Raw genomic sequence first — 26,683 nt, 5'->3', positions numbered from 1 at the left:
CTTTTAATGCACACCAGGCAAAATCCTTAGTACCTTTTCCTGTGCATCTAAAATAGCATCTACGCCTAATGGAATTGCAATATTCGTTGAATCATGGCCGATTTTAAAGCCAGCTACAACCGGAATGCCTAAATCCGCAAAATAATCCTTCATTAAAGCAAATAGTGCCGCTTCATCCGCTTCTGTTTGCGTAAAAGAACCGATAACAACACCGGCTAACTCCTCAAGCTTTCTCGCCTGCTTTAATTGCTGCAGCATCGAATCGATTGTTGGAATAGTTTCTCCAAGCTCCTCAATCAATAAAATGCGTCCTTCCGTGCGAACTTCAAATTTTGTACCCAATGTGTTAACAAGACGACGTAAATTTCCACCAATAATCTCACCGCGAGCTACACCAGGTGCAATCGTTGTTAATGGAGAAATATCCTCCGTATACTGTAATTCCATCGGTGAAAATAGCTGTAAAAACATTTTCTTTGATAAATCATCTATTCTATCTACAGACATAAGGAGCGGTCCATGAAACGTCACTAAATTCGCATACTCATTAATCGCGCAATGTAAATATGTAAGATCTGAGAAGCCCCAGAAGATTTTCGGATTTTCCTCAAGTAGTCCGTAGTCAATCTTTTCCGCAATTCGTGCAGAGCCATAGCCCCCCTTAACACAAAAAATTGCCTTCACCTCTGGATTTCTCACCATCTCATGAAAATCAGCCAGACGCTCCTCATCACTACCTGCCAGATAGTCGTTTTTTGCCTGAATCGTATCCCCAATTATATAGTTAAGACCTAACTCTTCAAGAAAGGCTATTGCATCTCCTAGCTTTTCGGGCTTTACTTGACTTGATAAAGCCACAAGACCAACTGTATCGCCCTTTTCTAAATGTGGTACGGTGCTTTTCACCCTAACCCCTCCTATTGTTTTTCTCATTCTAGCATATAGATAATATTGTAGCATTGATTAATGGCGAAGCTAATGCCTATGACATCTAAATTTCTGAGGGAATGCTCCTCCCTTTTTACGTTCTATCCATCACTTTGAGGGTTCTATCCACGATTTTGTGGGTTCTATCCACGATTTTGACTACTCTATCCGTCGCTTGGACCATTCTTTCCGTCGCTCAGATTTCTATCCGTCACCTTGGCTCTTTTATCCGTCGCTTCCATCCTCATTTCCGTCGCTTGGACCATACCTTCCGTCACTCTGATTTCTATCCGTCACCTTGGCTCTTCTTTCCGTCACTTCCGTCCTCCTTTCCGTCGCTCTGATTTCTACCCGTCACCTTGGCTCTTTTATCCGTCGCTTCCATCCTCATTTCCGTCGCTTGGACCATTCTTTCCGTCGCTCTGATTTCTATCCGTCACCTTGGCTCTTTTATCCGTCGCTTCCATCCCCATTTCCGTCGCTTGGACCATTCTTTCCGTCGCTCTGATTTCTATCCGTCACCTTGGCTCTTCTTTCCGTCACTTCCTTCCTCATTTCCGTCGCTTGGACCATACTTTCCGTCGCTCTGATTTCTATCCGTCACCTTGGCTCTTCTTTCGAATTCAAAAAAAATAAGCGCAGACTTCAAATCAGATAAAGTCTACGCTTAACGCTTAATTTCTATTTTGTTCCGCCGTAAATAACCGTTACATTCGGATGGTTTAATAATTGGCTTGCTGGGAAATCTTCAGTGATGAACCCACTTTTTAATTTTTCCATAGCCTCTAGTTTTTTTTCACCAAATGCAATTAGAACGATTTCTTTGGCATTCATAATAGATTGAATGCCCATTGTAATAGCATGCGTCGGTACATCCTTAGAGTCATCAAAATAGATGGCATTTTCTGTGCGTGTAGATTCTGTTAACTCTACAATATTTGTCAGAGATTCGAAAGATGTGCCGGGTTCGTTAAAGCCAATATGTCCGTTAACGCCGATGCCTAATAGCTGAAGGTCAACTCCTCCCGCTTCCTTGATTCGAGCATCATAAGCGACACACTCAGCATCTAAATTCTCTGCCTTACCATTTGGTAAATGTATATTTTCTTCCTTAATATCTACATGATTGAATAAATTCTCATGCATAAATGTCCAATAACTTGCGGGACTTGATTGATCGAGACCTACATATTCGTCTAGGTTAAAAGTAATCACGTCGTTAAAAGATATATTTCCAGCTTGCTGGCGTTTTACTAATTCCTTATACATCCCTACAGGAGAACCACCAGTTGCTAATCCTAAAATACTTGCTGGCTTTGCTTGTAATTGTTTAGTGAAAATATCCGCTGCTACTTCGCTCATTTCATCGTATGAGTTTACTTCTATCCATTTCATTTCGCATTTAATTTCGCTTGTCATTCGTATACCTACCTTACAATCATTATTATTAACTAAAATAATAGGAAATATTTTTCTTTATAGTAGCTAATATTTTAATTTTACAAGTTATTTACCTATTTTTCTATTATTTTCTTCCCAATATTCACGTGTATTCTTTAGCCATTTCGGTTATGTTATTTATAAGGAGTGAGGCGATATTATGAATTCACAAATACAGCAATATTTAAAGCTTATTCAATTTCAAGGATCTTTAGAGCCCTCTATTAAGCTACTTGGTCAGCTCCAAACAAGACATCTACATACAATTCCTTATGAGAACCTTGATGTTGCCTTGAAATATGGCATCTCCTTCGCTATCCCTGACCTTTTTCAAAAAATCATTATTCAACATCGTGGAGGCAATTGCTTTGAACTAAATATTTTATTTAGTTGGCTACTTCGCGAGCTTGGCTTTTCTGTAACCAATCGCTATGCACAGTTTTGGCGCAATGTTGAAGCAGATACTCCTGTAGAGGATGTACCTATGCACCAGCTATTGCTTGTCCATTTTGCTGGTCAATCATATATTTCAGATGTTGGGGTAGGTGCAGTAGCTCCTTGTAAGCCAGTGCCACTAATAGCTGGGCATCAACACCGTGAAGGTAATGAACTTTATAAAATTGAACGAGATGAAGCGACTGGCTGGATGCTGTACGAAGAAACCAAACATGATTGGCGTTTACTTTATAGTTTTTTCGATGACGCTAACGATGCAAAGTTTGCACCAAGGCTTTCTAAACAAAAAAATAAAATCGCTATGATTCGTACCCCTCGCGGACGACACACAATGCTTAACAATGAATTCCGAATATACGAGGGACAATCCCTAACGATCTATTCAACTCATAACGAAAAAGATTGGCGACAAGCACTTCATCGTTTTTTTCATATTACATTAGATTAGATGCTTCATGACAAAAAGCAAGCCTCCTCATTAATAGGAGACTTGCTTTTCATGTGGCTAACATTTAATTGGCTGTACGTTCAAGCAACTCATAAATAACAACATCATTGTAAAGCTCCTTCACTAAACCGATACCATCGACAAAGTAATATGTTGAAACTCCATCCCTGTATATGGACATTTCTTCTAGAACAATTACATTATTATAATTGACACCACCTGCTTGAACAGTGCCATCTGTTGTTTTAACAGTAAGACGGACTCCTGAAATTATCCCGCCATCATCCTCATGTTGAATCACGCCAATTCTAAGGGGTAATCTGAAGTATAAATCGTAAAATAAATCATAATCACGGTCTTCGCCTTGACCAAAAATATCACCATCGCTAAATAAAAGCTCACTATTAAATGCTTTATTAGAATTCAAATCTCTTACTGCCCACACATCATTCTTATCGTCATAATGACTATACTGATAGTTTAATGTGTACTGTTTTTTATCTTCCAACGAATAATGCGCATACGTATAGTCATACGCCGTATCTTTTAATAGATTCGGATTCGATAACGTTAATGCACGAGCTAAAAATGCTGAAAAATGAGCTCGCGTTAAAGGTACATTTGGCTTAAATGAACCATCATCATATCCTCTTGTTATATTATTACTATAAATTATCGAGATTTCCTTATAGCCCCTTGTCTTCTCTGAAACATCTGTAAAATAGCTTGTCTCAGATCCCTTTATTTTAAATGCTCTTTGCAGCACAATCGCCATGTCCCCTCTTGAAAGAGTTGTATTCGGATTAAATTTCTGTGCCGCATCGAAAATCCCAGCATTTTGCATTGCAGCAATTTCTTTATAATAGGGATGTGTAGTAGGTACATCCTGATACTTTGGATCTTTGACATTCGTCGTTTGCAATCCTAAAGCACGTGTTAACATGACAGCTACCTGCGCTCTCGTTACATATGTATCTGGTTTAAATAGGTTATTAGGATAGCCATTAATAATTCCTTTTTCCACTAAGTAATCAATTTCCGTAATCAATGTATTATCCTTGGACACATCTTTGAAGCTCGCTGCATGTACACTTTCAATCGGTATTAACCAAACAGCTAATAATAGTGCACATACTATTTTTAACATCTTTTTCATGTCTTTCCCTCTCTTTCTCCACTATTCATAATATACTTTTTTGGTATAATTTCCAATATAGTTTTTAACAAAAAAAGCCTCTGCAATCGTTCGCAGAGACTTGTTAATTAGAATTTGTTTTGAATTAAGCCAAAGCCAAGTCCAGTTGGATCTACCAAATAGGCAAGATAAAACTCGTCGAACTCCATTTTGTCACGTACCATGACGGCGCCATTCTTTTTAGCTTTAGAAATGGCTTCATCGATAGAATCCACTTCAATTTGAATACGTGTTCCAAAAGGATAGTCATGTGGCCCCTTACCAATACTGCCGTTAATCCCTGGTTTTTTATCATCCCCGGTTGTTACAGCCCAATATTCCCAATTAGGTGCAGCTACCTGCCAACCAAAAACCTTGGCATAAAACTCAGCAGCTTTTTCAGGTTCCTGACTATTCAATTCAAATCCTATTACTCTCCCCATCTAATTCCCCTCCTAATTTTTAAATCATTATTTATAGTTCAACAATTTGATGGATATTTCCTCCATTTTCTTCATCAACATAACGTTAGGTTGATTTCCGTTGCGACTTATATACATTGAATCATCCCAAACTTCATCTGAATTGGTAGTACGGAATTGTGACAGCATGATGACTTAGGTATTTAACTATTTATTAATTAGTAAAATATTGTATAATTAAATTAGAACGATCGTTCAAATTCAAAAAAGAGGTAAATCATTGAACAAAAGACGTTATGATAGCGAGAAAGCAAAAATTGAAATTATGGAACATGCGGTTAGTTTGTTTTCTCAAAAAGGCTATAATCAAACATCAGTTGGAGATATTTCAACCGCTTCAGGCTACAGCAAGGGACATATTTATTACCATTTTGAAAACAAAGAAAAGCTATTCGTTCTTTTAGCGCAACAAACAATGCAAGACTGGAACAACAAATGGCTGCAAAAAGAATGTACCTACTCCACTGCAACAGAAAAATTATATGGCATGGCCATGCACGTTCTCTATCATTACCAAACACCTTTATTAAGATCAGGGCAAGAGCTAGCTTCCAATCCAAAATCGAGCCCTGAATCAGTGCAACAGCTACACAATTTAGCGATCGTACCGATGAGTGCTTATCGTGCGATTCTGCAAGAAGGAATTGATAAAGGGGAATTTGTTCATGGAAATATTGAAGAGTGGACGGTTCTACTTGGCACATGGCTAGGGGGATTATGTCAGCTTACAAATAATCAGGAGCTGAAAGCACTTGAGCCACTCTTTTACCAAGCAATAACCATTTTTTTAAAGGAGATAAAAAAAGGTGGGATATAAATGGAAATTGCATGTATAGGAGACAGCTTAACAGAAGGTCGACCAGGTGTTTCATTTTTTAAATTACTAACAACAAAACATCAACAAATCGAATTTGACAATCTCGGTAAACCAGGTGAGACAGTAAAAAGCTTACACACTCGTTTGGAAAAATCGAAGCTAGCTACTTATTATGACCTTAGCTTTCTTTGGATTGGTGTCAATGATGTCTACTCTAAACTTTTGAAAGTACAGGCACAGCCAGTTACAAAAGATCATCAAGAATTTAAAGATTACTATGTAAATTGTTTAGAAATGATTTTAGCATCCTCTAAACATGTCGTTTTAGTAACACCAGCTTTAATAGGAGAGACAATAAAAAACACTACTAATAAGGAATTAAAAGAGCTCTCCTCCATTATTCAATCCATCTCCTCTAAATATGCAAATGTTAGCTTTTTAAATATGCAAGAGGTGTTTGAGCATCACTTGGAACAAGTTAATAGTTCGGATTATATGAACACCAATTTTATGCGAGTAATGAAAGATGTATTGTTTTATAAAAATCCTTTGCGAATTGACCGATTGTCCAAAAAGAGAGGGCTACATTTAACGTTAGATGGCGTTCATTTAAATAGTAAAGGAGCAGAACTTGTCGCGGAAGAATACACAGCTGTCATTGAACAGTTTAAATTGCAGGAAGCTACCGTCCATTAGGAAGTCATACGAGAGGTGATGAATATGAGAAAGGTTGCGATTGTTACTGGTGGTGTATCAGGTATAGGGAAGGCTATCTGCAAAGAATTAATAGGTCGTCATGTATTTGTCATTATTGCAGATATCAACGAACATGATGGGCGTCTTCTCGAGGCAGAACTAAATAAAGATGCTTCAAATGCTAGATTTGTTGAATTAAATGTAACCGATTACAAAAGTGTTGAATGTGTCATTACAAATGTCTATGAGGAATTTCAAAGATTAGATTATTTATTCAATAATGCTGGTATAGCTATGTATGGTGAAATGTATGATATGTCGATGGACGAATGGAAAAACATTGTGGATCTTAATTTATGGGGCGTTATATATGGTACTCAAGTTGGCTATCGAATCATGAAGGAACAAGGTTTTGGACATATCATCAATACCTCATCAGCAGCAGGGTTGGGGCCAGCTCCTATATCTGCGGCATATTCAACTACGAAGCATGCTGTTGTGGGCTTAACGACATCACTACACTATGAGGCTGAGGAATTTGGCATCAAGGTAAGTACGCTATGTCCGACTTTTGTTGATACACCTATTTTCGATAAAGCAACCGCTATTAATATCGATAAATCAGTGATGTCCAAACAATTGAAAAAGCAAAAAATGATGTCTCCACAGCAACTAGCAAAAATCACTATTGCAGGTGTACACAAAAATAAACCTATTATCTGTCCTATGCCAATGCGTAAAACAATGGATGTTATCTTTACGATCTTCCCTTCGTTGCACAGGGCTTTAATGAGAATGGTCTGTAAAGTAAGTCGAAAAGCTCGATTAACATAAACATTCTAGATGGTAAAAAACCGCTATGCTTTTCCGCCGGCAAGGCGCGAGCCGCATCAGGGCAAGAAATAGGCTGTTGGACACGAAGGCATATGTCTCCTTCGCTACATTTCATTTACACTTCATCTCAAAAACAATTTGTAGGAGTCTTGCGGCTTTTTACCTTTATATTAAGATAACTAAAACACTGAACGGAACAACCCCTTGTCAGAGACAAATAGCTAGTTATTTATGCTTTCCTCCATCATTTTTATAAATACCTAAAAGTAATATAATTAACCCTATAACAAAAATTAAAGGAGATAAAAACATCATAATCGATGTTGCCCAACTATTTTTAACCACTATTCCATACATTACGCCAATTACAAAAGATAAGAACGGTGCAAACGCTATCATTGTAATGATACCCCAAATGATGTAATTCCCTTTCTCGGACCTTCCTTCGGTTAATTGGAATCCCGCTATTAAACCAACTAATACTATCAATAAAGCAATGACAAACGCCATTTCAAATCACCTCCCTCTTTCCTTCTATAATATGCTTCATTAGTTTAGTGGTTTGGTAACATAACACTAGGCTTAAGAAAATATCTATAAATCGCGCCCAGACAGAACGGAAAATCAGCTTAGCCGTTTAATCAAAAAAACCACAACCAGCAATAAATGTGGTTGTGGTTTTTTACGATTCAAATGACATCTTGTAAAATGACACCATCGCTCATTTTAATAATACGATCAGTATAAGCAAGCATTTCTTCATCGTGTGTCACCATTAAAGTAGTAATGTTTAACGCTTTAGTCAAATCTCTAATTAGTAACATAACCTCTTTTGATCTTTGTGAATCTAAGCTTGCTGTTGGTTCATCTGCGAATAGAACTTTCGGTTTATGAATGATCGCCCGGGCAATGGCTACACGTTGCTTCTCTCCACCAGACAATGATTGAGGATAAGCCATTTTTCGATGATCCATCCCTACTAATTTTAGTATGCGATCAACTTCATTTTTTTGTTCATGCTTCTTTAATTTTAATTCAGAAACATCTAACATTAGTAGAAGTTGTTCCTCTACTGTAAGAAAAGGTACAAGGTGTGCAAATTGAAAGACAAACCCGAATTTACTTGCTCGTACTTTTCGAACCTCTTCAGCGTTCATGATAGACAAGTTTTTTCCCTCAAATGTAACATATCCATCTGTTGCAGGCTGAAGTCCCGCGGCAATTGTCAAAAGCGTACTTTTACCAGATCCAGATGCACCTACCAATGCTGTTATTTCTCCTTCTTTTAAAGAGAGATCGATCCCTTTAAGTATTTCTTCCTCTACTTCGCCATTCGTAAACGTTTTTCTAACTTTATCGATTTTAAATAAAGTCATATTAAGCCTCTCCTTGCTGTATCGCTTGTAATGGTTCAATTTTTCTAATTTGTAGTCCTGAAATTGTAGCCCCAATAAATCCAATAATAAGGAATACGATCGATAATTGCGTCGTTGTCGCGATTGTTAACGTGAAAGGCATCCCTTTTGGCGCTATCAGATTAAAGGCTTGGCTAAAGGTTACCGATAAAATAAGTGAAATAACTGTAATGATGGCCATCTGTGTCCATATCATTTTAAATAACTTACTTGTTTTCAAACCAATAGCTTTTAAAATTCCGTATAAGCCGATTTTTTGGACATTCATCATATAGAAGAAGATCGCAAACAGCATCCCACTAATGACTACTAAAAACCAAACAATCATATTTAAAGACATTTGTTCTGCATTATAGCTTGGAATTGTATTAAGAAACTCTTTATTTGAAAATGATTCTAATCCAGCAAATTCTTTTGAAGAATCTCCGTCTGGTACAAAAATCATCTGCATTTCATCCACACGGTAAATTTCTTTATAATCCTCTTTATTAATATAGGCAACAGGTGCATGACTATATTTCTTTTGGTCAACAAATCCCTTTACTACAAACTTGCCACTAAATTGATTGTTCGTTAATGTATCTCCTACATTAATTCCTTTATCTTTCATTGAGCTATCTAATATGACTTCCTCATGTTTCACATTTTCAAATAACTCTGAATCGGTCGATGTAACAAACGCAACACTTTGCTGCTTATTATCCTTATCATTTAAAAAGCCCATTTGTAGTGAAAAAGCTACTGCATCCTTTTCATTACTCATTATTTTATTTTGAGTACTGCTATCTATTTTTGACAGATTATAAGTTTGATCTGCATCTTCATTCATATAAAATTGTCCTTCGGGTAAGTCTTTAATTAAAGCGGCATTATCTTGTGATAACCCATTCGCCAAACCAGAAATAATAAAAGTTAATAAACTAACAAGAAAAACAATGGAACCTAATATTAAAAATCGTACTTTATTTTTCTTAATTTCTTTCCAGGCTAGATTCATCGTGAACTCCTCCATTCCTTTTTACACCCTTAGCATAAAATCCTTAAATGAACGGAACATGAACTAATCATTACAAATGGTTTTAAACAAAAAAACTCATAAACCTTTTCATTTTAGGTTTACGAGCTGCTTGTAATATTATTGGCCATCTAAACGAATGACCGCTTTTCTATGATATTTTGGCATTTCCTCTATTTTTGATTCGTACAAAATCACTTCTTCTACTAGAAATTTCGGAAGCTGAAAATTTTCTTCCATTAATGCTTCGTACGGAATTTTCCCGCATGCCTCATCCCATTTTCTCGCAACAGTTATATGTGGTGTAAAGGGCTTTTTATCTAATTCAAAACCAGCCTTCATACAATCACGGTATATTATGTCTCTCACTAAATTTATTTGCTGCGATTCGAGCAGATCAACCCATAAAATTCTTGGATATTCCTTTCTGCCAAAAGTATTGAACCCCTGAATTTTTAATTCGAATGGAGAAACATTCAAAAGATTTTTTTTTGCTTTATCCATTACAGCCTGTAATTGCTCTTCATCCGCATGACCTAAAAAAGCCAATGTGATGTGATAATCTTCCTGATGCACCCATCGTTTAAAATGAAAATCTGTTTTCATTTTTTCACATCTTACTTTAAGAGCTGCTTTAATGTCTGAAGGAAGTGGAACTGCAATAAAAAAGTGTCTGTTCATAATCATACCCTCTCTATTCATCGTAATTGCTACTTAACAGGCATTATGTCTATTCTCTACAATAATCAACCATTACTGCTTCACGCTAAAGATTGGTGTTCTAATCTATATATGAAAGACTCTCCAGATAAAAGAAAAATATGCCTTCCATTTAAATAACCCACTTTGCTTTTTAGCAGAGTGGGCCTTATTATCTTTGATTACAAAAAAAGACTCCAACATAATCGTTGAAGTCTTTCATTCTATGATACCGGTGGTCGGGGTCGAACCGACACTCCAAAGGAACACGATTTTGAGTCGCTATTAAGGTACTATATACTATAAAAAAACAGACGTTTGTTAGTTATCATCAACTTTACTAAATAAAAATATCCAAATTCGGACGACCTATATTATGTATCATTATAGACTAATTGGAAAAGGAAGGCAATCAAAAAAAGAGAGCTATTTCTAGCTCCCTACTCAACTCCTAATCCCAACTTATTCGTTGTAGGTCTAAGAGTTCTAATTGTTTCTCAAACTCTGCAAACTTATCATTCATACGCTCTATATCTTCCTGCGTGAAGGTAAACAGATTTGGAAGCTTAGCAATACGCTCTAAAGCAATTTCAAATACACCTAACTGACGCTCAATGCCCTCTTTATCCTCTCTGATTCTATCCTTGATAGGAATACCCTCATAAATTCTTAGTGCATTGGAACAACCGTTAATACACATTTGAACATCTTCATCTGAATTGATATTGCGCCAAATTTTACTTTTCTCATGAAAATCATAGTATTTGTTAACGTACTTATAAGCCATTAAGCTCCCCCTAGCATTATGTCCTTCTATCCATTAAGACCATATTATACCATTTTTAAGTGCGTGTGAAAAATGACATGGTATAATAGAAGAAACACACATAGGGGTATCATCAATCATCTATTATATAGGAAGTAATACATCTTCTGACTGTACCTTTAGCTCAATCAATCCAACCTTCACAATTTCAGAATTAATAACCTTGTATGACCTTCCATAGAGCGCTATAGCTTCATTTACTTGGAAGCTCTTTCGATTCTTGATAGTGTCCTGTACGTTGATAACAAGCGTTTTAGTAGCTGTTACAATGGCATCTTCATCAACTGTCATTTCCTTATAGCTCACCACAGCAGGCTCTTGACGGTCTACAACTGTTTCTGTCTTATAGATAGGTCTACCCATATTGTCAGTACCCACTTTGATTTTTACCATCTTAGTCAGCTCTAGGATATAGTTGCAATACTGTACTAAAGCTTTGTATTTGAACCCTCTCTGAGCTACTACATCGGTCATTACAAGGTAGTAACTACCATCAATACTGATATAGTCACCACGCTTAAACTCACTCAAGGAATGGAAATGAAAGGTGCTGTCAGGCGTTAGCATTGCATTGGTTACAAAGCCATTTACGGTGCTTGGTGTGTCTGTCAGTTCATTCATCACATATGGTTCAACAACGCCTGAGAAAGCTTCTGTAAGCGTCTGAGCATCAAATAAATTCATCTACTTCACTCCTAAATATACAAAATGAAAATCTCAGAATTGTTATTTTCAGTTTTCATTTTTCTTACTTTATTAGTTAATTGGTCAATACGCTTCATTAGGTTCTCATGGAACTCACTGACGGTCATATCATCAATCTTAATAGCTTTCATCGTTGTCGGATTGTTAGCTACTGACTCAAGCATACTGAGAGCTGTAGCATAGATTGCCTTCTTGTCTGTCATAGACTGTGGATTGTACTCAGCATGAGCATCAAGAGCATTCTCAGCAAGGTACACAATCAACTCAGCTTCTTGGAAATCAATTCCCTTTGTTTCCATTTGTAATCTTTGTAAATTGTTCATTTTTTAGTTATCACTCCAATTATTATGATTTGTATAAATATTCACTCCTAGCTTCCCATAATAAAATATTATGTAAACTAAAAGTATCCACAAACCATTGATATAACAACATTCTTCAACTTACATCAAAATGCGATTATACATTTTCTATACATCGTTGATATATCAGGGTTTATAGCACCTGCAAAATTTATTCAAGCTCGGAATCTTGCATAAAAAACAGCGATTTTATACATTAGTATTTTTCTTTTGTTTCTTCCTCATTTGCTAACTGTAAAAGCCGTTCCTTCACACCTCTAGGTAATGGCACACCAATCCTAGCTAGATTCTCAGTGATAGACAACCCTTCCATACCAATATAGAAGTAAATTGCCATCGTCCTAAAGACAGGAACACCTGACGCTGTGAGTACGTCTAAGAGGTTCGCTAAGACTATTACAATCATGATAGTAGCTTTCTTTAAGAAGCCGACAAAAGCAATCTTTGAGGATAGACGCTTTTGCACAAGTGACATAAGGACACCTGTAACAATATCAATAATCATAAACGCAACAAGAACAGTCAATGATACATGCCACCCTCCAATAAGGAAGGATAATGACGTTCCTGATAGCGCTAGGATAGTGAATAAGCTCATTTTCTCCATTTGCTCATCACCTCCAATACAACAGTTGTAACAGGCGTGAAAAATTGAATATATACACTCCAACCTCTCACACCCGAAAAACCACTAATTTACACCAAAAATAAAAAGCCTACGTTTAACCAAAATCCCTAAGATTTCAGTAAACATTAGACTTATCTTTTATCCCTGTATTATCCATCTTTACGATACCTTTTCTGTATCATCACTATAACCAACATTATTCCCTTGATTCATCTGCTCAAATGGCTTCACATCTAGTATGCGATTCATCTCAAGGGTAATATCATTTACATAAGGTGACTGCTCAAGGATAGTTTCAACGCTTAAAGCTCCCATTGCATGTTGCTTGCTCATGTTGTCAATAATCTCAGCATGGTTAGATGGTGTATTGTATTGGAAGTTAAATTCAAGCGTCATAAAATCATCTTCTGTGATATGAACACCTTTGTATTTCAACAGCTCACAAACTTTCTCCCAACGCTCATAGAAGCCCTTCTTCAAGTATGTTTCATTCAGACCTGCTTTGGTATCTGCAAGTGAGAACAACAGCTTGATACTAACCTCTGATAGATTGCTCACATCAGTTTTGTTCATTGATACAGCAGGTGTCGAGCTTACATCTAATAGAGCTTGTTGAAGTGTCTTATAGACCAATTCAAATGACTTAGAATCCAATTGATTAGTTACCATCTTGAAGTCTGCTCCATCATCAAGATTTAAGCCACCCCCAACAATTTCACTAGGTAGAGAATCTTTAAGTTGCTGACCAACTGCAACAGGAATAGGATTCATAAACTTGTACATTGAATCAACATACTTAGAAAGCACATCTTCCATGTTGTCTAAGATTCCCATGTAATCATCTAGCTCTGAGCGCCCTTCTGTGTTGCTAAATTCATTGTCAGTCCTGTACAAGATAGGTAAACCACTTAAATTAACGTGTTGAGCAGCGAGTTTTAATTCGCCACCTTCATTACTCCACTCTTGGACTAATTTGTCTGTGTAGACTGTATAATAAGTAATTCCATCAAAGACATAATGCTCAACGAAAGCAATCATTTCTCCATGATGATTGAATACAGGTGTTCCATCCTCAGCATTAATAATTTTTGAATCAATGCGACCTTTAGCATTAATGAAAAGATACTCAGCAACTTGACCAAACTTCATCAGCTTGCTAAGGATAATAACATTCTTGTCATCAAAGCGACCAAGCTTATTGACCTTCAAGAACTGCTCAACCATTTTCTCAGCTCCAATGATATTGACACTGTTCTTCAATAGGTATTGCGTTTGGAAGTTCAGAATGGTCTTAGCCATCTGAATGACAATCTTTCTTGGCTCAATGACTTGACCATTGTATTTGAATGAACCACGCTGTAAAATCTTGTGCTGACCATCTAAATACTTCTTCTTCTCAAGCACTCCCTGCAATCGCTCTTGGTTGTCATAAGAGCTTACTTCCTCTAAGAACCAATGAGCGCTACCTTTGTGCTTTACTTGTAAATATCTTTCTAAATTCATCGTTTTAATTCCTTTCTTACTTCGAATCTTGAATCATCATTATTGTTACTTCATGCAACAACAATTCTTTAGCTTTTAGCTCTCGATTGAGTTCTTTAATATCAAGCTCTAAGGTTCTCTTTTTTGTAGCAAGGTCAATATTAGATTGCCCCACATTATTTAACTGTTCTTCTTCCATTGCCAATACTCTTTTTCTATACGCTTCTAACATTTACTTAGCTCCATTCTTTTGTTATTCAGTGATACCCCTTCCTTTAAGGAAGGACTATCTCTATACATACCATTTGTTTGTTTTCATGCCTTGAATCGCTAGAGCTGTTGAAATAACACTATCATCATGGTGCAAGTCACTATTCCCACGCTTGTTCCCTAAGCGCCCATTTGTTTCAATGAACATCTGCATCTGTTGCAAGGTGGTCTTACACTCAAGGTTAATAAGACCAAGCTCAAACTGTTCCTTCATGTCTGAAATCATGATTGCCTTTGTTTTCTCAGAAGTCACGAAACCAATTTGAAGCTTCTTCTTTCCTCGTTCATCAAAGGTTTTCATCTTATACATATTGAGGTAGCCACGTTCTTTTCGTAGGCGCTCAATGATTGGAAGACCATAGCTGTTACGCTCCACTGTTAAAAATGCGTAGTTATAAAAAATACCCAAGTCATAAATGACCTGAGCAAATTCATAGACTGCAATTTTGTTGTGATAGAAACTCATTACCTGTTGTCCATCTGAATCAAAAGCTGTGATTGTTGAATAGTCATTTCCTGAGCCACTTGCTGTATCGACACCAAAGTAATATTTCTTTGAGCGCTCAGGCAATTCGAAAAGGTCTAAGCCCTTACCAATGTATTTTCGAACGCTCTCAGGCGCTTCTGACAGCACATCATTTTTAGGAAGTGGGTCAATAGCATAAGAAAGCCTAGTTAATACCTTACTTTGATCAAACACACTTTTCCCTGTACTAATAAAGGATTCTAATGGATTGGAAGGATACTCCTGCATAAACTGCTGTTCATTCTCCATATCTTGAATCTTCCACCTGCGCCACATAAGTTGCTTTAAAGTTGCGCCTGTATTATGTAGAGCTACTTCATCATCTTCTAAATCATCTGACGCAAGGCGCTTGCCACTATTGGTTGCTTTGTACCAACGCTCAGCTTCATCATAGTCATGAGCAAATTGTTTTTTGTATAGCTTGTGATAGAAAGGAATGAAATAAGGAATATACTTTGACTTACCTTTGAGGGCTTGCATGTAAAGGCGATAGAAGTGGTTACTTGTACCATTTGAGGTTGTTTCAATCGTCAGTTGGCTCTCAGCGCCTTTTGCAAGGGACTGTTCAACTGACAGCAATTGAGTTTCTTGTGAAGCGTAGAAAGCAAACTCAGATAGATGAACATAGGTATAAGTAGAACCACGCCCAATATCTTTATTACCTGCTGTGACAGAACTGATTCTTGAGCCATTGGTAAACAACAGCTCGCTTCTGTTATCCCTGCGAACCTTTGGAAACACATTAGGGAATTTTTCTCTTGGCACAGCATCATTCATCTGTTTAAGCTTTTCAAATAACGCTTTAGCTGAATCACCTTTATAGGAAACAATCAAAATGTTTTCATTGGGCTTTGTCAATGCTCGCCACAATGCTCTAGCAAGCACAAAAGTTGAAATACCTGCTTGCCTTGCTTTACCAATCACCACAAAGCGATTGTCTAGCATCAAGCTTTCAATTTCCTGCTGAGCTTCATTAATTTCAAATTTGATAACCTCATTTTCGTTATCTGTAATAAAAATAAAGTTCTTAGCGAATAGTGGAAATTCACTCAGAACTTTGGTCAGTTTATTAACTTTAGTTACCATTTTTAAGACAACTCCAATTCATCATAAGCACCATCGTTTTCAGTTGGCTCATAGACCTTAGTTGTCTTAGCTTCCTTGTTAAATGCTCTGACCTGCTTTTGAAGGTCTAGTAATAGCTTAATAGCCTTCTCATCGCCTGTGAGAGCTTTCTGTGCTGTGACTTGATAAATTTGTTCCAAGTCATTTGCCATGCGTGACTCAAGATACAAATTAGTCAACATTAGATACTCAGAAGATTTCTCCCACTTCTTCATATGGTTCAATGTTTTCACATCTAGCTTTTGACATAGTTCTTCTTCTGTTTGTTTTTCTGTGCGATTGACATATAAGTCAAATTTCCATTTGAAGTATTCTTGTTTTTTATATGGAACTGCTTCAAGTGCTTTGTAAATATCCATTAATATCATTCCTTTCTTAGTGGTGGTTAGCGTTTACTTCATCTCTATATTCAATAGCAAGTTTGGCTTGCTCAATACATCTATCAACCACTTTATACTCTTCATATGTTTCTTTATCTATTAAAGGTTTTTGCTTTTTCAGCTTCTTAATGCGATTCTCCATTGCTCTAAAAACTCTTATTTCAAAGTCAGTTAAGCCCATTTCCCTCTTTTGTTTTTGCAAGTCTAAAAATGCAATATAATCCTTTTCAACAGGAAACGCATCTTTGCCATTTTCATTCTTAAATGTGTTGAAGCTCTGTTCTGCTTCTTTAAGTTGCTCAACATTAAAATGCTTTAGGTTTGTTTCTTCCTCTATTTCCTTTTCAACATATTTCTTGTTGAATGAATGATATGTGATTTCATCATCTTTAAATGGTGTTGTTCTATATTGGTTGGTATTTTGCTTACCTGTCTCATTGTAATCACCAATATTTTTATGAATCAGACCTACTTCAACAGCTTCATTGACTCCTATGATTGCTGTTGATTCTGAGCATTTTAAAATGTTTGCCCAACGTGACTTAGAGCACCCAAATGTGCCATCACCACTGTTAGCCCACTTAAAAACAGCAAGATACACATGTAAATGGCGAACCTCTTTTATTTCATCGAAAACCTCAAAATGAAGCTGTGTGTGTCCCTCAGTGTCATCAAATTCTGATAGCTCAACTATAAAGTATCATTCGCTTTAAAATCATCTGTAAGCTCACCATCTGCATTTGTAAATCTGATAACCTTTTTATCTCTCAAGCTAATCAATGTGTCCTTAATGGCTTGAACTCCTCGCTTTTTGCTACTAGCTAACTTGATATGACCCATGTCGTGGATAGTCGATGGTGTTATTAATATTTTATCTCTCCAATTTCTACTCATTGATAATAGCGAGTAGATATATAGCTCATTCGATGTAAGATGAAGCTCAGTTCTTTCATCTAGTAGTTGATTGTTAATCATAATAAATTTGAAAAATTCCATTGGTAAAAACTCCTGTGTGATTGTATTTTTGTATGAAAAAAAGAAGTCACCTTCTTGGTAACTCCCTAATTGATTTCCTTGTATTTGTCTAAAGCTCGCTGTAGTTCATCATTTTTTTGGTAGACTGTATAAATCGCATTGTCCTTAATGCTTTTAGCTTTAAAAATGTATGAGATTCCTTCTGATTTCAAAAAGATTGAAAGTTTCTTTGTGAAACAAAAGAAGAAATCTTGTTCAGTTAGCTGTTTCATATGTAAAGCTCCTTTTCTATTCTTTGCTGTTCTGTTCTGCTCTGCTCTGCTCCATTGTGCGCTAGTTATTTAGGATATAGTCTTTGTATTGGTTAACTTTGTTTGAGTCCATTGCTACTTTGTTATGCTCATACTTTGACAATAGAGCAATTGAGCAACCAATTGTTTTAGCAATTTGATTTAACTTAATGCCCTTTTGTCTACGCATCAAAAATAATTCTGTTTGTGTCATGGTCTTACTTCCTTTCTTTCTCAGTTAAAAATTTTCATGAAATGAATTGAAAAAGGCACTCCCATAATCGAGAGTGCCAATAGATTAAATTTTAGTTAAAACTGCAACCGCTTTAGTTGAACCTACTTTTAATGTAGCTTCTGCAACAACCTGACCTTTTACTGAATCACCTGTTTTAGCAAGTGGCTCAAAATGTGGTTCACGCAAGTATGCTAAATCAACATAAGCGTCATTGAAGAACACCACTTTGTCAGCAGGCACATGTTTAGATAGAACAAATTTCACCGAACCATAGTTTGTGTTGATTTCATCTACTAGTAGACCAAATGAAGTTGTCACATGGTTGTAAGAGTAGTTGTCCTTGTAGATTGCGTCAATTTCTTCTTTAATGTCAGCGTTAACAAAAGCGTACACTTGACCCTCTGCTAAATTTTGACCCCATAGATTACGCATAATTTGCTTAATAGCTGCTTCATCAATTGTAGCTGTAACTTCATTAGAAGCATCAGCCATTTCAATCAATCCTGATAATTGACGTTTGAAAGGTGCTGTTGAACCATCAGCCTTTAGACCATTGATAAATTTCTTTTCCATGTTCACTTTAAGCTCTAGCAAACGGTCAGCAACTTCTGCTGAGAACTGCGTTGATTGCATTGCTTCTGCTGTACCTGATACTTGTACACCTTTCTTGAAAATCTCAAGAATGTTGTTTAGCTCAGCTCTAGCGCTCTCATAAAATACTGTTGTGTCTGCGCCCTCTACCGCTGAAATATCATCATCGTTTGATAGTGATTTTTCTCTCCATGTGTAGACTGTGCTAAGAGCTTTTTCGATATTGCCTTTTGACATTAGTAATGATGTTAACGGTGTTGCTTGCACTCCAATAACTGCGATTTCGTTCGCTAGTGAAATGCGTTCTGATTCTGTGAATGATTGTGATTTAAACATAAATAAATTCCTTCTTCCTGTTTGTTTTGTTTTACTTAAATAACTTTGAGAACTTGCTGGCAATCATGCCTTTAGCGTCACCTTTTTGTTGGTGAGCTGTATAATCATCTTGCTTAGCAACTTCTTTTGGCTTGAAGCCCAAATCAAGTTTTACTTCATTGATTAATTCCGCTAAAGCGTCTATTCTTTCTACTGGTGTTTTAGCAAAGCCATACTTCTCTACAAATTCCTTTGCAAAACCAAACCCTCGTTCTTCGAGCTGTAACTGCAATCTCAGATTTTCATATTGAACCTTTTCTTGCTCTAAGCGTTCAACCTCTTTTAGAAGCTCCTGTTTTTCCTGCTTCAATGATTCAAGTCTTCGCTCCTGCTGAGGTACTTCGATTGTTTCAGCAACCTCAATAGACTCCATTTCAGTTACTTCTGCAACTTCTGCTGTTTGTAAGTTTTCCATTAATAAATCTCCTTCTGATTAGATTTTCCGTATTTCTACAGAACAAAAAAAGCCTATAAGCAGATTGCTCATGGCTTGATATTCCATCATCCTGTGCAAGCTCTTAGAACGCTCGGTAACGTGTTTGGATTGCTTAACTCATAAATTCTTCAAGTGAATCATCAAAACAGTTCATAGGCGCTACTCGAGCTTGACAGGTGGTGTCCTGAGCGTCCGTACATTCATATAGAAGAAATGACCACGCTCAGTTAAAAAGTTGAATAAAACTCAATAAAAAAAGGACTACAATATAAGTAGCCCTGTCTTGCATTGTCAATAGCAAAACAATTACGCTCAAATAAAAGTAAGCTTAGACAATATCTAATGGGATTACGCTCAGGTACTAGTAAGACCTAAGCATAAATATGATTTTAATTTTGGTGAGAGCGATATATTACCGCCCTCACAACAACATTATATACACAAAAAGTGTTACTCATTTTTTTGAACAAAATATCAATTCCTATAATCTTGATATTTTGCTTGTATTCTAGCTAACGTATTTTTGAAGTTACTCTCTTTGAGTTCCATTCTTTCAGAATAATGCCGCTTATTGATGCCACTAATAAACCCATCTTCATCAAAGATAAAATTATCGGTCAATCCATTATTAAAATCTACTTGCACCTCTAGCAACAACTTTTCAGCAAATTCCTTTTGGTGTTTATTCAAATTTAAGAAATCAATTTCCAACACCTTTTGAGCGATAAATTGCTTAGGTCTTAGCTTCATCTTGCCTTTGCTGATATAATAGCTTTTACCCTTGCGATTGATGAATCTTGTACCATTCTCCCTGTTTAGCTCTCTCGGTGTGCGTTTTAATAAAGCTTCATTAATAAACTTAACAATCTCTTTGTCGCTTTTAGTTAAATCAACCAAAGGCAAAATATCATTTAGCACCCTTGTGATAGCATTATCTGCTTCTGCAAATAGCCTTGTTCGTTCGGCTTTGATGTTTGGTAAAACTTTTTTAATTTCATCTAAACAGTAAGCTAATTCCCCGTCAAAGTGTGGGAACATGTCCATTTCAACCTTATCAAACTCATATACATCATATGCTTGACCAATTTCCATTAGGCTTGAATGGACAACCTCAGTCAACTTAGTTTCCTCATATAATGATTTATATTCGTTAAGCTTGCTTAGATGCAAAGTGTAGGCATACCTAGCGTAAACCTCTTTGATTGACCTAACCCTAATAGCAATATACTCTATCGAACTATTAATAATCGGCTCTCTTACTATCTTGTGGTATTTGTAAGCAACATGACCATCAATATAATCATCTACTTCAACAATCTCATATGATTTATTGTATTTGATGCCATTGCTCAACTTAATGATTGACTTGATAAATGCTTGCTTATCATTAATTTGTTGCCTTATGTTTGTTGTTTCTTCCATGCTAAATTTCCCTTCAATTTATATAGTGTAGCTGTCACCAACTTTTCTTCTAGCTGATTTTTAGCCCTATATTATTAATTATATGTCATTTCCCCATCTTTGCTAAGGATTTACTAAAAATAAATATCAAAAATTTATTATTTTTGGAAATATCCTTATTTAACACGCAAAAAAACACCTATTCAGCTCAACAGGTGCTTTAATCATCATTTTGTTCTTCTATCACGACACCAAACCATAAGCTCTCACACCCAACTCTAATCCACCTAGCAGGCTCACAGGGAGGTCTTAAACTCATTCACTAACATAGAATCATTTAATCTGCATATCTCGCTACAGCGTCCTTAGAATCGTTTTTAAAGCAGGTGTCTATTTTCCATTGTTGTTGAAGTGTGATTTTTTCTCCTATCTGCTCATTAAGGCAAACTTAATACAGCTTAAACATCAAATTCTATAGGTTACGTTTAGGTATGGCTATCTACTTAGTGTATTTATATTATATTTATTAGTATTTTAATATATATAAATATGCTAAGTAGAATGATGTACCTTAGCGTAACCTTTTGAAATAAAAGTAGGAAAGCATATTGGAACAGCTTCTATTATAATTACACCAAATAACAGTGAGCTACCGCAATCTCAGTATACCTTGCTTTATAAGCTCACTTTTCCATACACCAATATTTGTAAGTGTGTTACACTATACCAAACGACTGATTTTTCAGTTAAATTCAAAAAGGGGGATATATTTTGGGTAAATTGGAAACAGAAAGATTATTATTAAGACCATTAAGTACTGATGACTCGGGGAGAATTGAAGAATTGGCTGGGGATTATGATGTAGCTAAATCTACTTTAAATATTCCTCACCCATACCCTAAAGGTTCTGCAATACAATTTATTGAAAGTATCCTTAGTTCAGAAAGAAATAATAAAATCGTAATGTTTGCGATAACAGAGAAAGAATCACAACTTCTAATTGGTCTTATTAACTTGAATTTGTCTGCACCACATAAACGAGGGGAATTAGCGTATTGGGTTGGAAAGGAATATTGGGGTAAAGGTTATGGCACTGAAGCCACTAAAGTGTTACTGGAGTATGGCTTTAATCATCTAAATCTAAACAAGATTTTTGCAGCATCATTTACTTCTAATCCTGGTTCGTGGAGAATAATGGAGAAAGTGGGACTAAAATACGAAGGTACTTTAAAGCAACACGTAGCTCGGTTTGGTCTATTTTACGATTTAGCTTACTATGGATTGTTAAAAGAAGAATTTGAAACAGAATCACAAAATGCAAATATAGATAAATAACGACTTTTGGTTACCTTCCTCCACTAACGTGTGTTTAGTTTAATAAGAACAGGACTTGTGTGCATGATAGATAATTTGTCATATATACAAGTCCTTTTGTTATGCTTTCAATACAATCACAAGAAAGCTCTATAGAATCGACCTGTGAGATGAATCCACATGACCAACTATCCACTTAAACGAATCTCGATGCGTTAGAATCCTGTTATGCGGAGCTTCAAAGTACCCACCTTAGAAACTAAACCTTTTAATACCTTTTAAATACTTTTAAATACTTTTAAAAGAACCTTAAACTATTTCAAATTGTTTTATATGCTCTAAAGGTCTTGTAAAGCATTTCAGATTGTTTTATACGCTATTAAAAACTTTTAAACCTTTTTAAATACTTCAATAACCTTTTAAACCATATTAAATTGTTTAATTTCGCAAGCTTCAAGATTGCTAACAGTAATAAGCTCTCGTGACTAGCAGATTCTTAGGTTTAATCTTGAAAATAAACAAGGGCGCAAGCCCGTCCATAGTTTATTTCTTTATCCCTATTTATTTCTTTAATAGGTTTCTTTCTTTAAACTTGTCAAGATGTGTTCCAAATCAGCACACAATTAACACCCCCCTATGTAAATAATGTCCTTTTTGGTACACATTTAACATGGGCATGGGTCTTAATTTTGTCCTTTTTGGTTCATAATCTACATAGCTACTTTTCGAGTATAAATTAATATTATTTACGCCCTTAGAATACTTTAAGCTTGACAATTGTTTACGCCCTTCCAATCATGAAGCCAGAATTGAGGAAAACGGCTTGGAGCAAAAATGCCTTGCCTTGTTCTCAATAAAACTATAAATAGAATTAAAGGAACAAGACAAGACATTTGCAATCGTACATGAATCCGTCATTTGAGGTATCCGTATATGTATGCCCTTGTTAAATGCGTCCTCTCGAACAATACATCTACTAATCTACTTCTGCCCCCGATAGTTGTTGTAATCCTTATACGTGCCTTACACGTAGCGTAAATGCCTATTCTACTGCTATGAGAAACTCAGCAACAATTACAATATATGATGTATCCTGTGTGACCGTAGCCACTCAGACCTTCCACTCCTGACCTTTAATGGTAGTCAACACCATTCAGACACCCAAGCAAACAAGGAAGCTTGTAGTGGTATCCTAGACTTAATTCATGCGTTGGCTAAGTCATAACCTGTCAAGTTTAGATTCAATTGGTGTTACTAGGTTTCCACCAACGAGCCAACATGACCTCATGCTACCTAAAAAAGACAATAGGAAACTAGACCTTTGCATTTTCACTTTTATTGAAGTAAAATGAAGGCATGTTAAACGCTCATATTTAGTTGTATTTGGGTATTGCTAATTTGAGTTCCGAGGGTAGCATTGCGAGTGCTAACCCTCTTTTTTATTACCTATTTCTCTAATTCATCAAAGTAAGCTAACATAGCTTGTACATCTTCTTTCCTCAAAGTCATTCGACTTATATTGAAGCTTCTACCATCATGAAGCACCGTATTTTCCTCAAACCTTACTGAGTTGAACTTTGGATTGTATTCAGCTTTGATTTGACGCATACCGTTGATAGTTTCTACAATTACTTTCTCCATCGAATAAGCTCCCTCATATGTTCAAATCCTGCAATGGACTAAACTTCTCGTGCTTCTTAATCACATCATTGCTAAATAAATTTACATAGGTTAAAACTTGGTCAAGTGTAGAGTGTCCTAGAATAGCCTGCAATTCAAATGGATTAGCACCACGCTCCACAGCCATACGAGCAAACGTATGTCTAAACTTATGGCAATTCGCCCTAATATCTAGCTCTTTCCCATAGTTGCACATGATTTGTTGCCATGAGTGACGTGCTAATGCCCCATCGTCATGATTAATCCATAAGTGCGTACAATCAACATCTCCACGTATTTTTAAGTAACGCTTTAGCTGCTCTTGCATTTCCTTTTGCACAGGCACATAGCGTTGACGATGACCTTTGGGTGAAGCAATCAATACTCGACTATTAGGCATGTCTACATGATGAATATGGATGTTTACAAGCTCATTCACCCTAACACCTGTTTCCAACATAAAGAGCATCATCGTGTAATCACGTAGACCTGTCATTGTTCGCATGTTAGGAAGCTTTAATAGCTTATTTATTTCTGCTTTAGTAAAGGTTTCCATAATTTGTTTATTGTCTTTTAGTAACTTCAAATTCTTAACAGGATTATTGTCAGAAGAAATGTGCTTTTCACGCTCAAGGAAATTGAAGAAAGTACGAATGGCTCTTAAACGAGTATTAATCGTTACAGACTTCAATTTTCTTTCTTGTTGCATAAATTTAATAATTGATTTTAAATCCTCACGAGAAAATTCACTCATATCTGTAGTAGTGCCTGTTTCTCGTAAATAGATATAGAATTGTTTTAGCTCTTTGTGATAGTAAGCTATTGTAAAAGGACGTAGATTTCTTACCTCACAGTCTTCTATAAACCATTTCAAAGCATATTTGTAAGGTAAGTCATCTATAAGCTTCTTCTCTACCATCTCAATTTGGGAAGCTGACAATTCATTGATTCTCCTTGCCACTTAACCACCTCCAATAATGAAAGGTCGTTCGATTAGACGACTGTTTTAGTGTTTTAGACAACAAAAAAAGAGCTCTCAAATTAATGAGAACTCTTGATACGTCTGCGTTTTAGATACCGGTGGTCGGGGTCGAACCGACACTCCAAAGGAACACGATTTTGAGTCGTGCGCGTCTGCCAATTCCGCCACACCGGCATAATGGAGATAAAAAAAATCGGATAAACCGATTGAGTAATAAAATATGGAGGCGGCAACCGGATTTGAACCGGTGATAAAGGTGTTGCAGACCTGTGCCTTACCACTTGGCTATGCCGCCATAAAATAATTGGAGCGGAAGACGAGGTTCGAACTCGCGACCCCCACCTTGGCAAGGTGGTGTTCTACCACTGAACTACTTCCGCAATAAATGGCTGGGGTACCTGGATTCGAACCAGGGCGTGACGGAATCAAAATCCGTTGCCTTACCGCTTGGCTATACCCCAAAAGTTAAATATATATAAATGGGGCGACTGATGGGAATCGAACCCACGAATGCCTGAACCACAATCAGGTGCGTTAACCACTTCGCCACAACCGCCATATTATTATATTTTATTATTTTAAATTAAATGGGGCGACTGATGGGAATCGAACCCACGAATGCCTGAACCACAATCAGGTGCGTTAACCACTTCGCCACAACCGCCATATTATCATATTTTATTATTTTAAATTAATTGGCAGGGGCAGTAGGAATCGAACCCACACCAAAGGTTTTGGAGACCTCTATTCTACCGTTGAACTATGCCCCTATTAAATTAAAACTGGTGGAGGGGGACGGATTCGAACCGCCGAACCCTAAGGAGCGGATTTACAGTCCGCCGCGTTTAGCCACTTCGCTACCCCTCCGGGAAAGTCATGGTGCCGGCGATAGGAGTCGAACCCACGACCTACTGATTACAAGTCAGTTGCTCTACCAACTGAGCTACACCGGCAAAAAAATGTGATGGGTCAGGACGGAATCGAACCGCCGACACTTAGAGCTTCAATCTAATGCTCTACCAACTGAGCTACTGACCCATATTCTTTTAAAAAAATGGCGGTCCCGACCGGGATCGAACCGGCGATCTCCTGCGTGACAGGCAGGCATGTTAACCGCTACACCACGGGACCATTTTGGTTGCGGGGGCCGGATTTGAACCAACGACCTTCGGGTTATGAGCCCGACGAGCTACCACTGCTCCACCCCGCGATAATAAGGTGATTTATTTAAATAATGGTGGAGGATGACGGGCTCGAACCGCCGACCCTCTGCTTGTAAGGCAGATGCTCTCCCAGCTGAGCTAATCCTCCATCTGGGTATTGAAAAATGGTGACCCCTACGGGATTCGAACCCGTGTTACCGCCGTGAAAGGGCGGTGTCTTAACCACTTGACCAAGGGGCCATCGTTTGGAATGATAAATCCTTAAAGTGCTGGCGGAGAGTAAGGGATTTGAACCCTTGAGACAGTGTTAACCGCCTACACGATTTCCAATCGTGCTCCTTCGGCCACTCGGACAACTCTCCAAGAATGGCTCCGAAGGCAGGACTCGAACCTGCGACAACCTGATTAACAGTCAGGTGCTACTACCAACTGAGCTACTTCGGAATAATTTTATCATGTAGCCTAGCGACGTCCTACTCTCACAGGGGGAAGCCCCCAACTACCATCGGCGCTAAAGAGCTTAACTTCCGTGTTCGGTATGGGAACGGGTGTGAC

General features: G+C 37.0%; 31 protein-coding genes, 16 tRNA genes and 1 rRNA gene. 5 read left to right on the top strand and 43 right to left on the bottom strand.

The genetic code is table 11. The features are described 5' to 3' along the window. Positions 1 to 3 precede the first annotated feature (3 nt). The 3 genes from ACFCYJ_RS21610 to nagB form a co-directional block, all read right to left on the bottom strand. On the bottom strand, positions 4 to 906 hold the full coding sequence (locus tag ACFCYJ_RS21610; RefSeq protein ID WP_376076860.1) for a S66 peptidase family protein: 903 nt from the start codon (positions 904 to 906) through the stop codon (positions 4 to 6). Positions 907 to 1,295: 389 nt separating this feature from the next. Next, on the bottom strand, positions 1,296 to 1,418 hold the full coding sequence (locus ACFCYJ_RS21605; protein ID WP_376076858.1) for a hypothetical protein: 123 nt from the start codon (positions 1,416 to 1,418) through the stop codon (positions 1,296 to 1,298). 190 nt (positions 1,419 to 1,608) lie between these two features. After that, positions 1,609 to 2,322: a glucosamine-6-phosphate deaminase gene (gene nagB / locus ACFCYJ_RS21600; RefSeq protein WP_376076917.1), complete on the bottom strand. Its 714-nt coding sequence runs from the start codon at positions 2,320 to 2,322 to the stop codon at positions 1,609 to 1,611. A gap of 205 nt (positions 2,323 to 2,527) precedes the next feature. On the opposite strand from nagB, the gene ACFCYJ_RS21595 reads away from it, so the two are divergent. Further along, positions 2,528 to 3,271 carry an arylamine N-acetyltransferase family protein gene (locus tag ACFCYJ_RS21595; protein WP_376076855.1) on the top strand — a complete coding sequence of 248 codons (744 nt, stop codon included), beginning with the start codon at positions 2,528 to 2,530 and terminating at the stop codon, positions 3,269 to 3,271. 64 nt (positions 3,272 to 3,335) lie between these two features. Here the strand turns inward: ACFCYJ_RS21595 and ACFCYJ_RS21590 are convergent, their stop codons facing one another. Together ACFCYJ_RS21590 and ACFCYJ_RS21585 are read right to left on the bottom strand one after the other, a co-directional pair. Beyond that, complete coding sequence (locus tag ACFCYJ_RS21590; protein ID WP_376076852.1) at positions 3,336 to 4,427, bottom strand: S-layer homology domain-containing protein; 1,092 nt, start codon at positions 4,425 to 4,427, stop codon at positions 3,336 to 3,338. Positions 4,428 to 4,534: 107 nt separating this feature from the next. Beyond that, the gene (locus tag ACFCYJ_RS21585) at positions 4,535 to 4,888 is read right to left on the bottom strand and encodes a VOC family protein (protein WP_376076850.1); all 354 of its coding nucleotides are present in this window, start codon (positions 4,886 to 4,888) and stop codon (positions 4,535 to 4,537) included. A gap of 259 nt (positions 4,889 to 5,147) precedes the next feature. Here ACFCYJ_RS21585 and ACFCYJ_RS21580 point away from each other — a divergent pair, with 259 nt between their 5' ends. From ACFCYJ_RS21580 to ACFCYJ_RS21570, 3 genes are read left to right on the top strand one after another with little or no spacing between them, the layout of a single operon-like run. After that, entirely contained in the window at positions 5,148 to 5,744 is a 597-nt protein-coding gene (locus tag ACFCYJ_RS21580) for a TetR/AcrR family transcriptional regulator (RefSeq protein WP_376076847.1), read from the top strand. Continuing rightward, positions 5,745 to 6,440: an SGNH/GDSL hydrolase family protein gene (locus ACFCYJ_RS21575; protein ID WP_376076845.1), complete on the top strand. Its 696-nt coding sequence runs from the start codon at positions 5,745 to 5,747 to the stop codon at positions 6,438 to 6,440. Between the two features lie 18 nt (positions 6,441 to 6,458). After that, positions 6,459 to 7,274, top strand: coding sequence for an SDR family NAD(P)-dependent oxidoreductase (locus ACFCYJ_RS21570; protein WP_376076842.1), 816 nt, complete (start codon positions 6,459 to 6,461; stop codon positions 7,272 to 7,274). Positions 7,275 to 7,499: 225 nt separating this feature from the next. Here the strand turns inward: ACFCYJ_RS21570 and ACFCYJ_RS21565 are convergent, their stop codons facing one another. From ACFCYJ_RS21565 to ACFCYJ_RS21475, 19 genes are all read right to left on the bottom strand, one after another. Further along, positions 7,500 to 7,784, bottom strand: coding sequence for a hypothetical protein (locus ACFCYJ_RS21565; protein WP_376076840.1), 285 nt, complete (start codon positions 7,782 to 7,784; stop codon positions 7,500 to 7,502). 179 nt (positions 7,785 to 7,963) lie between these two features. Then, the gene (locus ACFCYJ_RS21560; RefSeq protein WP_376076837.1) at positions 7,964 to 8,650 is read right to left on the bottom strand and encodes an ABC transporter ATP-binding protein; all 687 of its coding nucleotides are present in this window, start codon (positions 8,648 to 8,650) and stop codon (positions 7,964 to 7,966) included. Between the two features lies 1 nt (position 8,651). Beyond that, positions 8,652 to 9,686 (bottom strand): ABC transporter permease, encoded by a 1,035-nt coding sequence (locus ACFCYJ_RS21555; RefSeq protein ID WP_376076834.1) that lies wholly within the window; start codon positions 9,684 to 9,686, stop codon positions 8,652 to 8,654. A 138-nt stretch (positions 9,687 to 9,824) separates the two neighbouring features. Next, a complete protein-coding gene (gene thpR, locus ACFCYJ_RS21550; protein WP_376076833.1) occupies positions 9,825 to 10,385 on the bottom strand; it encodes an RNA 2',3'-cyclic phosphodiesterase in 561 nt (186 codons plus the stop codon). Positions 10,386 to 10,854: 469 nt separating this feature from the next. Then, on the bottom strand, positions 10,855 to 11,190 hold the full coding sequence (locus tag ACFCYJ_RS21545) for a hypothetical protein (RefSeq protein ID WP_376076830.1): 336 nt from the start codon (positions 11,188 to 11,190) through the stop codon (positions 10,855 to 10,857). A 123-nt stretch (positions 11,191 to 11,313) separates the two neighbouring features. Then, a complete protein-coding gene (locus ACFCYJ_RS21540; protein ID WP_376076829.1) occupies positions 11,314 to 11,913 on the bottom strand; it encodes a hypothetical protein in 600 nt (199 codons plus the stop codon). An 11-nt stretch (positions 11,914 to 11,924) separates the two neighbouring features. Beyond that, positions 11,925 to 12,257 (bottom strand): hypothetical protein, encoded by a 333-nt coding sequence (locus ACFCYJ_RS21535; RefSeq protein WP_376076828.1) that lies wholly within the window; start codon positions 12,255 to 12,257, stop codon positions 11,925 to 11,927. A gap of 235 nt (positions 12,258 to 12,492) precedes the next feature. Further along, entirely contained in the window at positions 12,493 to 12,903 is a 411-nt protein-coding gene (locus ACFCYJ_RS21530; protein WP_376076825.1) for a phage holin family protein, read from the bottom strand. Between the two features lie 180 nt (positions 12,904 to 13,083). Continuing rightward, entirely contained in the window at positions 13,084 to 14,427 is a 1,344-nt protein-coding gene (locus tag ACFCYJ_RS21525; RefSeq protein WP_376076822.1) for a phage portal protein, read from the bottom strand. A gap of 16 nt (positions 14,428 to 14,443) precedes the next feature. After that, entirely contained in the window at positions 14,444 to 14,638 is a 195-nt protein-coding gene (locus tag ACFCYJ_RS21520) for a hypothetical protein (protein ID WP_376076819.1), read from the bottom strand. Positions 14,639 to 14,698: 60 nt separating this feature from the next. Further along, positions 14,699 to 16,288 (bottom strand): terminase large subunit domain-containing protein, encoded by a 1,590-nt coding sequence (locus ACFCYJ_RS21515; RefSeq protein ID WP_376076817.1) that lies wholly within the window; start codon positions 16,286 to 16,288, stop codon positions 14,699 to 14,701. 2 nt (positions 16,289 to 16,290) lie between these two features. Next, positions 16,291 to 16,686: a hypothetical protein gene (locus ACFCYJ_RS21510; protein ID WP_376076814.1), complete on the bottom strand. Its 396-nt coding sequence runs from the start codon at positions 16,684 to 16,686 to the stop codon at positions 16,291 to 16,293. A gap of 16 nt (positions 16,687 to 16,702) precedes the next feature. Beyond that, positions 16,703 to 17,308: a hypothetical protein gene (locus ACFCYJ_RS21505; protein ID WP_376076811.1), complete on the bottom strand. Its 606-nt coding sequence runs from the start codon at positions 17,306 to 17,308 to the stop codon at positions 16,703 to 16,705. Between the two features lie 89 nt (positions 17,309 to 17,397). Next, positions 17,398 to 17,682, bottom strand: a complete 285-nt coding sequence (locus ACFCYJ_RS21500; protein ID WP_376076808.1) for a hypothetical protein — start codon at positions 17,680 to 17,682, stop codon at positions 17,398 to 17,400. Positions 17,683 to 17,768: 86 nt separating this feature from the next. Next, entirely contained in the window at positions 17,769 to 17,954 is a 186-nt protein-coding gene (locus ACFCYJ_RS21495) for a DUF5659 domain-containing protein (protein WP_376076805.1), read from the bottom strand. A gap of 61 nt (positions 17,955 to 18,015) precedes the next feature. Next, a complete protein-coding gene (locus ACFCYJ_RS21490) occupies positions 18,016 to 18,186 on the bottom strand; it encodes a helix-turn-helix domain-containing protein (protein WP_376076802.1) in 171 nt (56 codons plus the stop codon). An 84-nt stretch (positions 18,187 to 18,270) separates the two neighbouring features. Further along, a complete protein-coding gene (locus tag ACFCYJ_RS21485) occupies positions 18,271 to 19,134 on the bottom strand; it encodes an SU10 major capsid protein (RefSeq protein ID WP_376076799.1) in 864 nt (287 codons plus the stop codon). A 31-nt stretch (positions 19,135 to 19,165) separates the two neighbouring features. After that, positions 19,166 to 19,588: a hypothetical protein gene (locus ACFCYJ_RS21480; RefSeq protein WP_376076797.1), complete on the bottom strand. Its 423-nt coding sequence runs from the start codon at positions 19,586 to 19,588 to the stop codon at positions 19,166 to 19,168. Positions 19,589 to 20,083: 495 nt separating this feature from the next. Then, positions 20,084 to 21,031: a hypothetical protein gene (locus ACFCYJ_RS21475; RefSeq protein WP_376076795.1), complete on the bottom strand. Its 948-nt coding sequence runs from the start codon at positions 21,029 to 21,031 to the stop codon at positions 20,084 to 20,086. 750 nt (positions 21,032 to 21,781) lie between these two features. Between ACFCYJ_RS21475 and ACFCYJ_RS21470 the strand changes: the two genes are divergently transcribed. Next, positions 21,782 to 22,345: a GNAT family N-acetyltransferase gene (locus tag ACFCYJ_RS21470; RefSeq protein ID WP_376076793.1), complete on the top strand. Its 564-nt coding sequence runs from the start codon at positions 21,782 to 21,784 to the stop codon at positions 22,343 to 22,345. A 1,425-nt stretch (positions 22,346 to 23,770) separates the two neighbouring features. Here the strand turns inward: ACFCYJ_RS21470 and ACFCYJ_RS21465 are convergent. From ACFCYJ_RS21465 to rrf, 19 genes are all read right to left on the bottom strand, one after another. Next, entirely contained in the window at positions 23,771 to 23,965 is a 195-nt protein-coding gene (locus tag ACFCYJ_RS21465; protein WP_376076791.1) for a hypothetical protein, read from the bottom strand. 13 nt (positions 23,966 to 23,978) lie between these two features. Next, positions 23,979 to 24,944 (bottom strand): tyrosine-type recombinase/integrase, encoded by a 966-nt coding sequence (locus tag ACFCYJ_RS21460; RefSeq protein WP_376076789.1) that lies wholly within the window; start codon positions 24,942 to 24,944, stop codon positions 23,979 to 23,981. A 114-nt stretch (positions 24,945 to 25,058) separates the two neighbouring features. After that, positions 25,059 to 25,139: transfer RNA gene (locus tag ACFCYJ_RS21455), tRNA-Leu, on the bottom strand. Positions 25,140 to 25,186: 47 nt separating this feature from the next. Beyond that, a tRNA-Cys gene (locus ACFCYJ_RS21450) sits at positions 25,187 to 25,260 on the bottom strand. A 10-nt stretch (positions 25,261 to 25,270) separates the two neighbouring features. Further along, positions 25,271 to 25,345: transfer RNA gene (locus ACFCYJ_RS21445), tRNA-Gly, on the bottom strand. 6 nt (positions 25,346 to 25,351) lie between these two features. After that, positions 25,352 to 25,426: transfer RNA gene (locus tag ACFCYJ_RS21440), tRNA-Gln, on the bottom strand. 19 nt (positions 25,427 to 25,445) lie between these two features. Next, positions 25,446 to 25,521 (bottom strand) — tRNA-His (locus ACFCYJ_RS21435). A gap of 32 nt (positions 25,522 to 25,553) precedes the next feature. Beyond that, positions 25,554 to 25,629: transfer RNA gene (locus tag ACFCYJ_RS21430), tRNA-His, on the bottom strand. Between the two features lie 32 nt (positions 25,630 to 25,661). Continuing rightward, positions 25,662 to 25,735, bottom strand: a tRNA-Trp gene (locus ACFCYJ_RS21425). A 13-nt stretch (positions 25,736 to 25,748) separates the two neighbouring features. After that, positions 25,749 to 25,832: transfer RNA gene (locus ACFCYJ_RS21420), tRNA-Tyr, on the bottom strand. 10 nt (positions 25,833 to 25,842) lie between these two features. Further along, a tRNA-Thr gene (locus ACFCYJ_RS21415) sits at positions 25,843 to 25,918 on the bottom strand. A gap of 12 nt (positions 25,919 to 25,930) precedes the next feature. Continuing rightward, positions 25,931 to 26,003: transfer RNA gene (locus tag ACFCYJ_RS21410), tRNA-Phe, on the bottom strand. Positions 26,004 to 26,020: 17 nt separating this feature from the next. Then, positions 26,021 to 26,096, bottom strand: a tRNA-Asp gene (locus ACFCYJ_RS21405). 4 nt (positions 26,097 to 26,100) lie between these two features. Continuing rightward, positions 26,101 to 26,175: transfer RNA gene (locus ACFCYJ_RS21400), tRNA-Met, on the bottom strand. Between the two features lie 25 nt (positions 26,176 to 26,200). After that, a tRNA-Val gene (locus ACFCYJ_RS21395) sits at positions 26,201 to 26,276 on the bottom strand. A gap of 17 nt (positions 26,277 to 26,293) precedes the next feature. Beyond that, positions 26,294 to 26,368 (bottom strand) — tRNA-Glu (locus ACFCYJ_RS21390). A gap of 30 nt (positions 26,369 to 26,398) precedes the next feature. Next, positions 26,399 to 26,490, bottom strand: a tRNA-Ser gene (locus ACFCYJ_RS21385). Positions 26,491 to 26,495: 5 nt separating this feature from the next. Beyond that, positions 26,496 to 26,572, bottom strand: a tRNA-Asn gene (locus tag ACFCYJ_RS21380). Between the two features lie 16 nt (positions 26,573 to 26,588). Beyond that, positions 26,589 to 26,683 (bottom strand): 5S ribosomal RNA (gene rrf / locus ACFCYJ_RS21375); the annotation flags it as partial.

This window comes from Lysinibacillus sp. NPDC056232, assembly GCF_042267565.1.
Taxonomy (GTDB): Bacteria; Bacillota; Bacilli; order Bacillales_A; family Planococcaceae; genus Lysinibacillus.
This window is presented reverse-complemented; position numbering and strand designations above follow the sequence as displayed.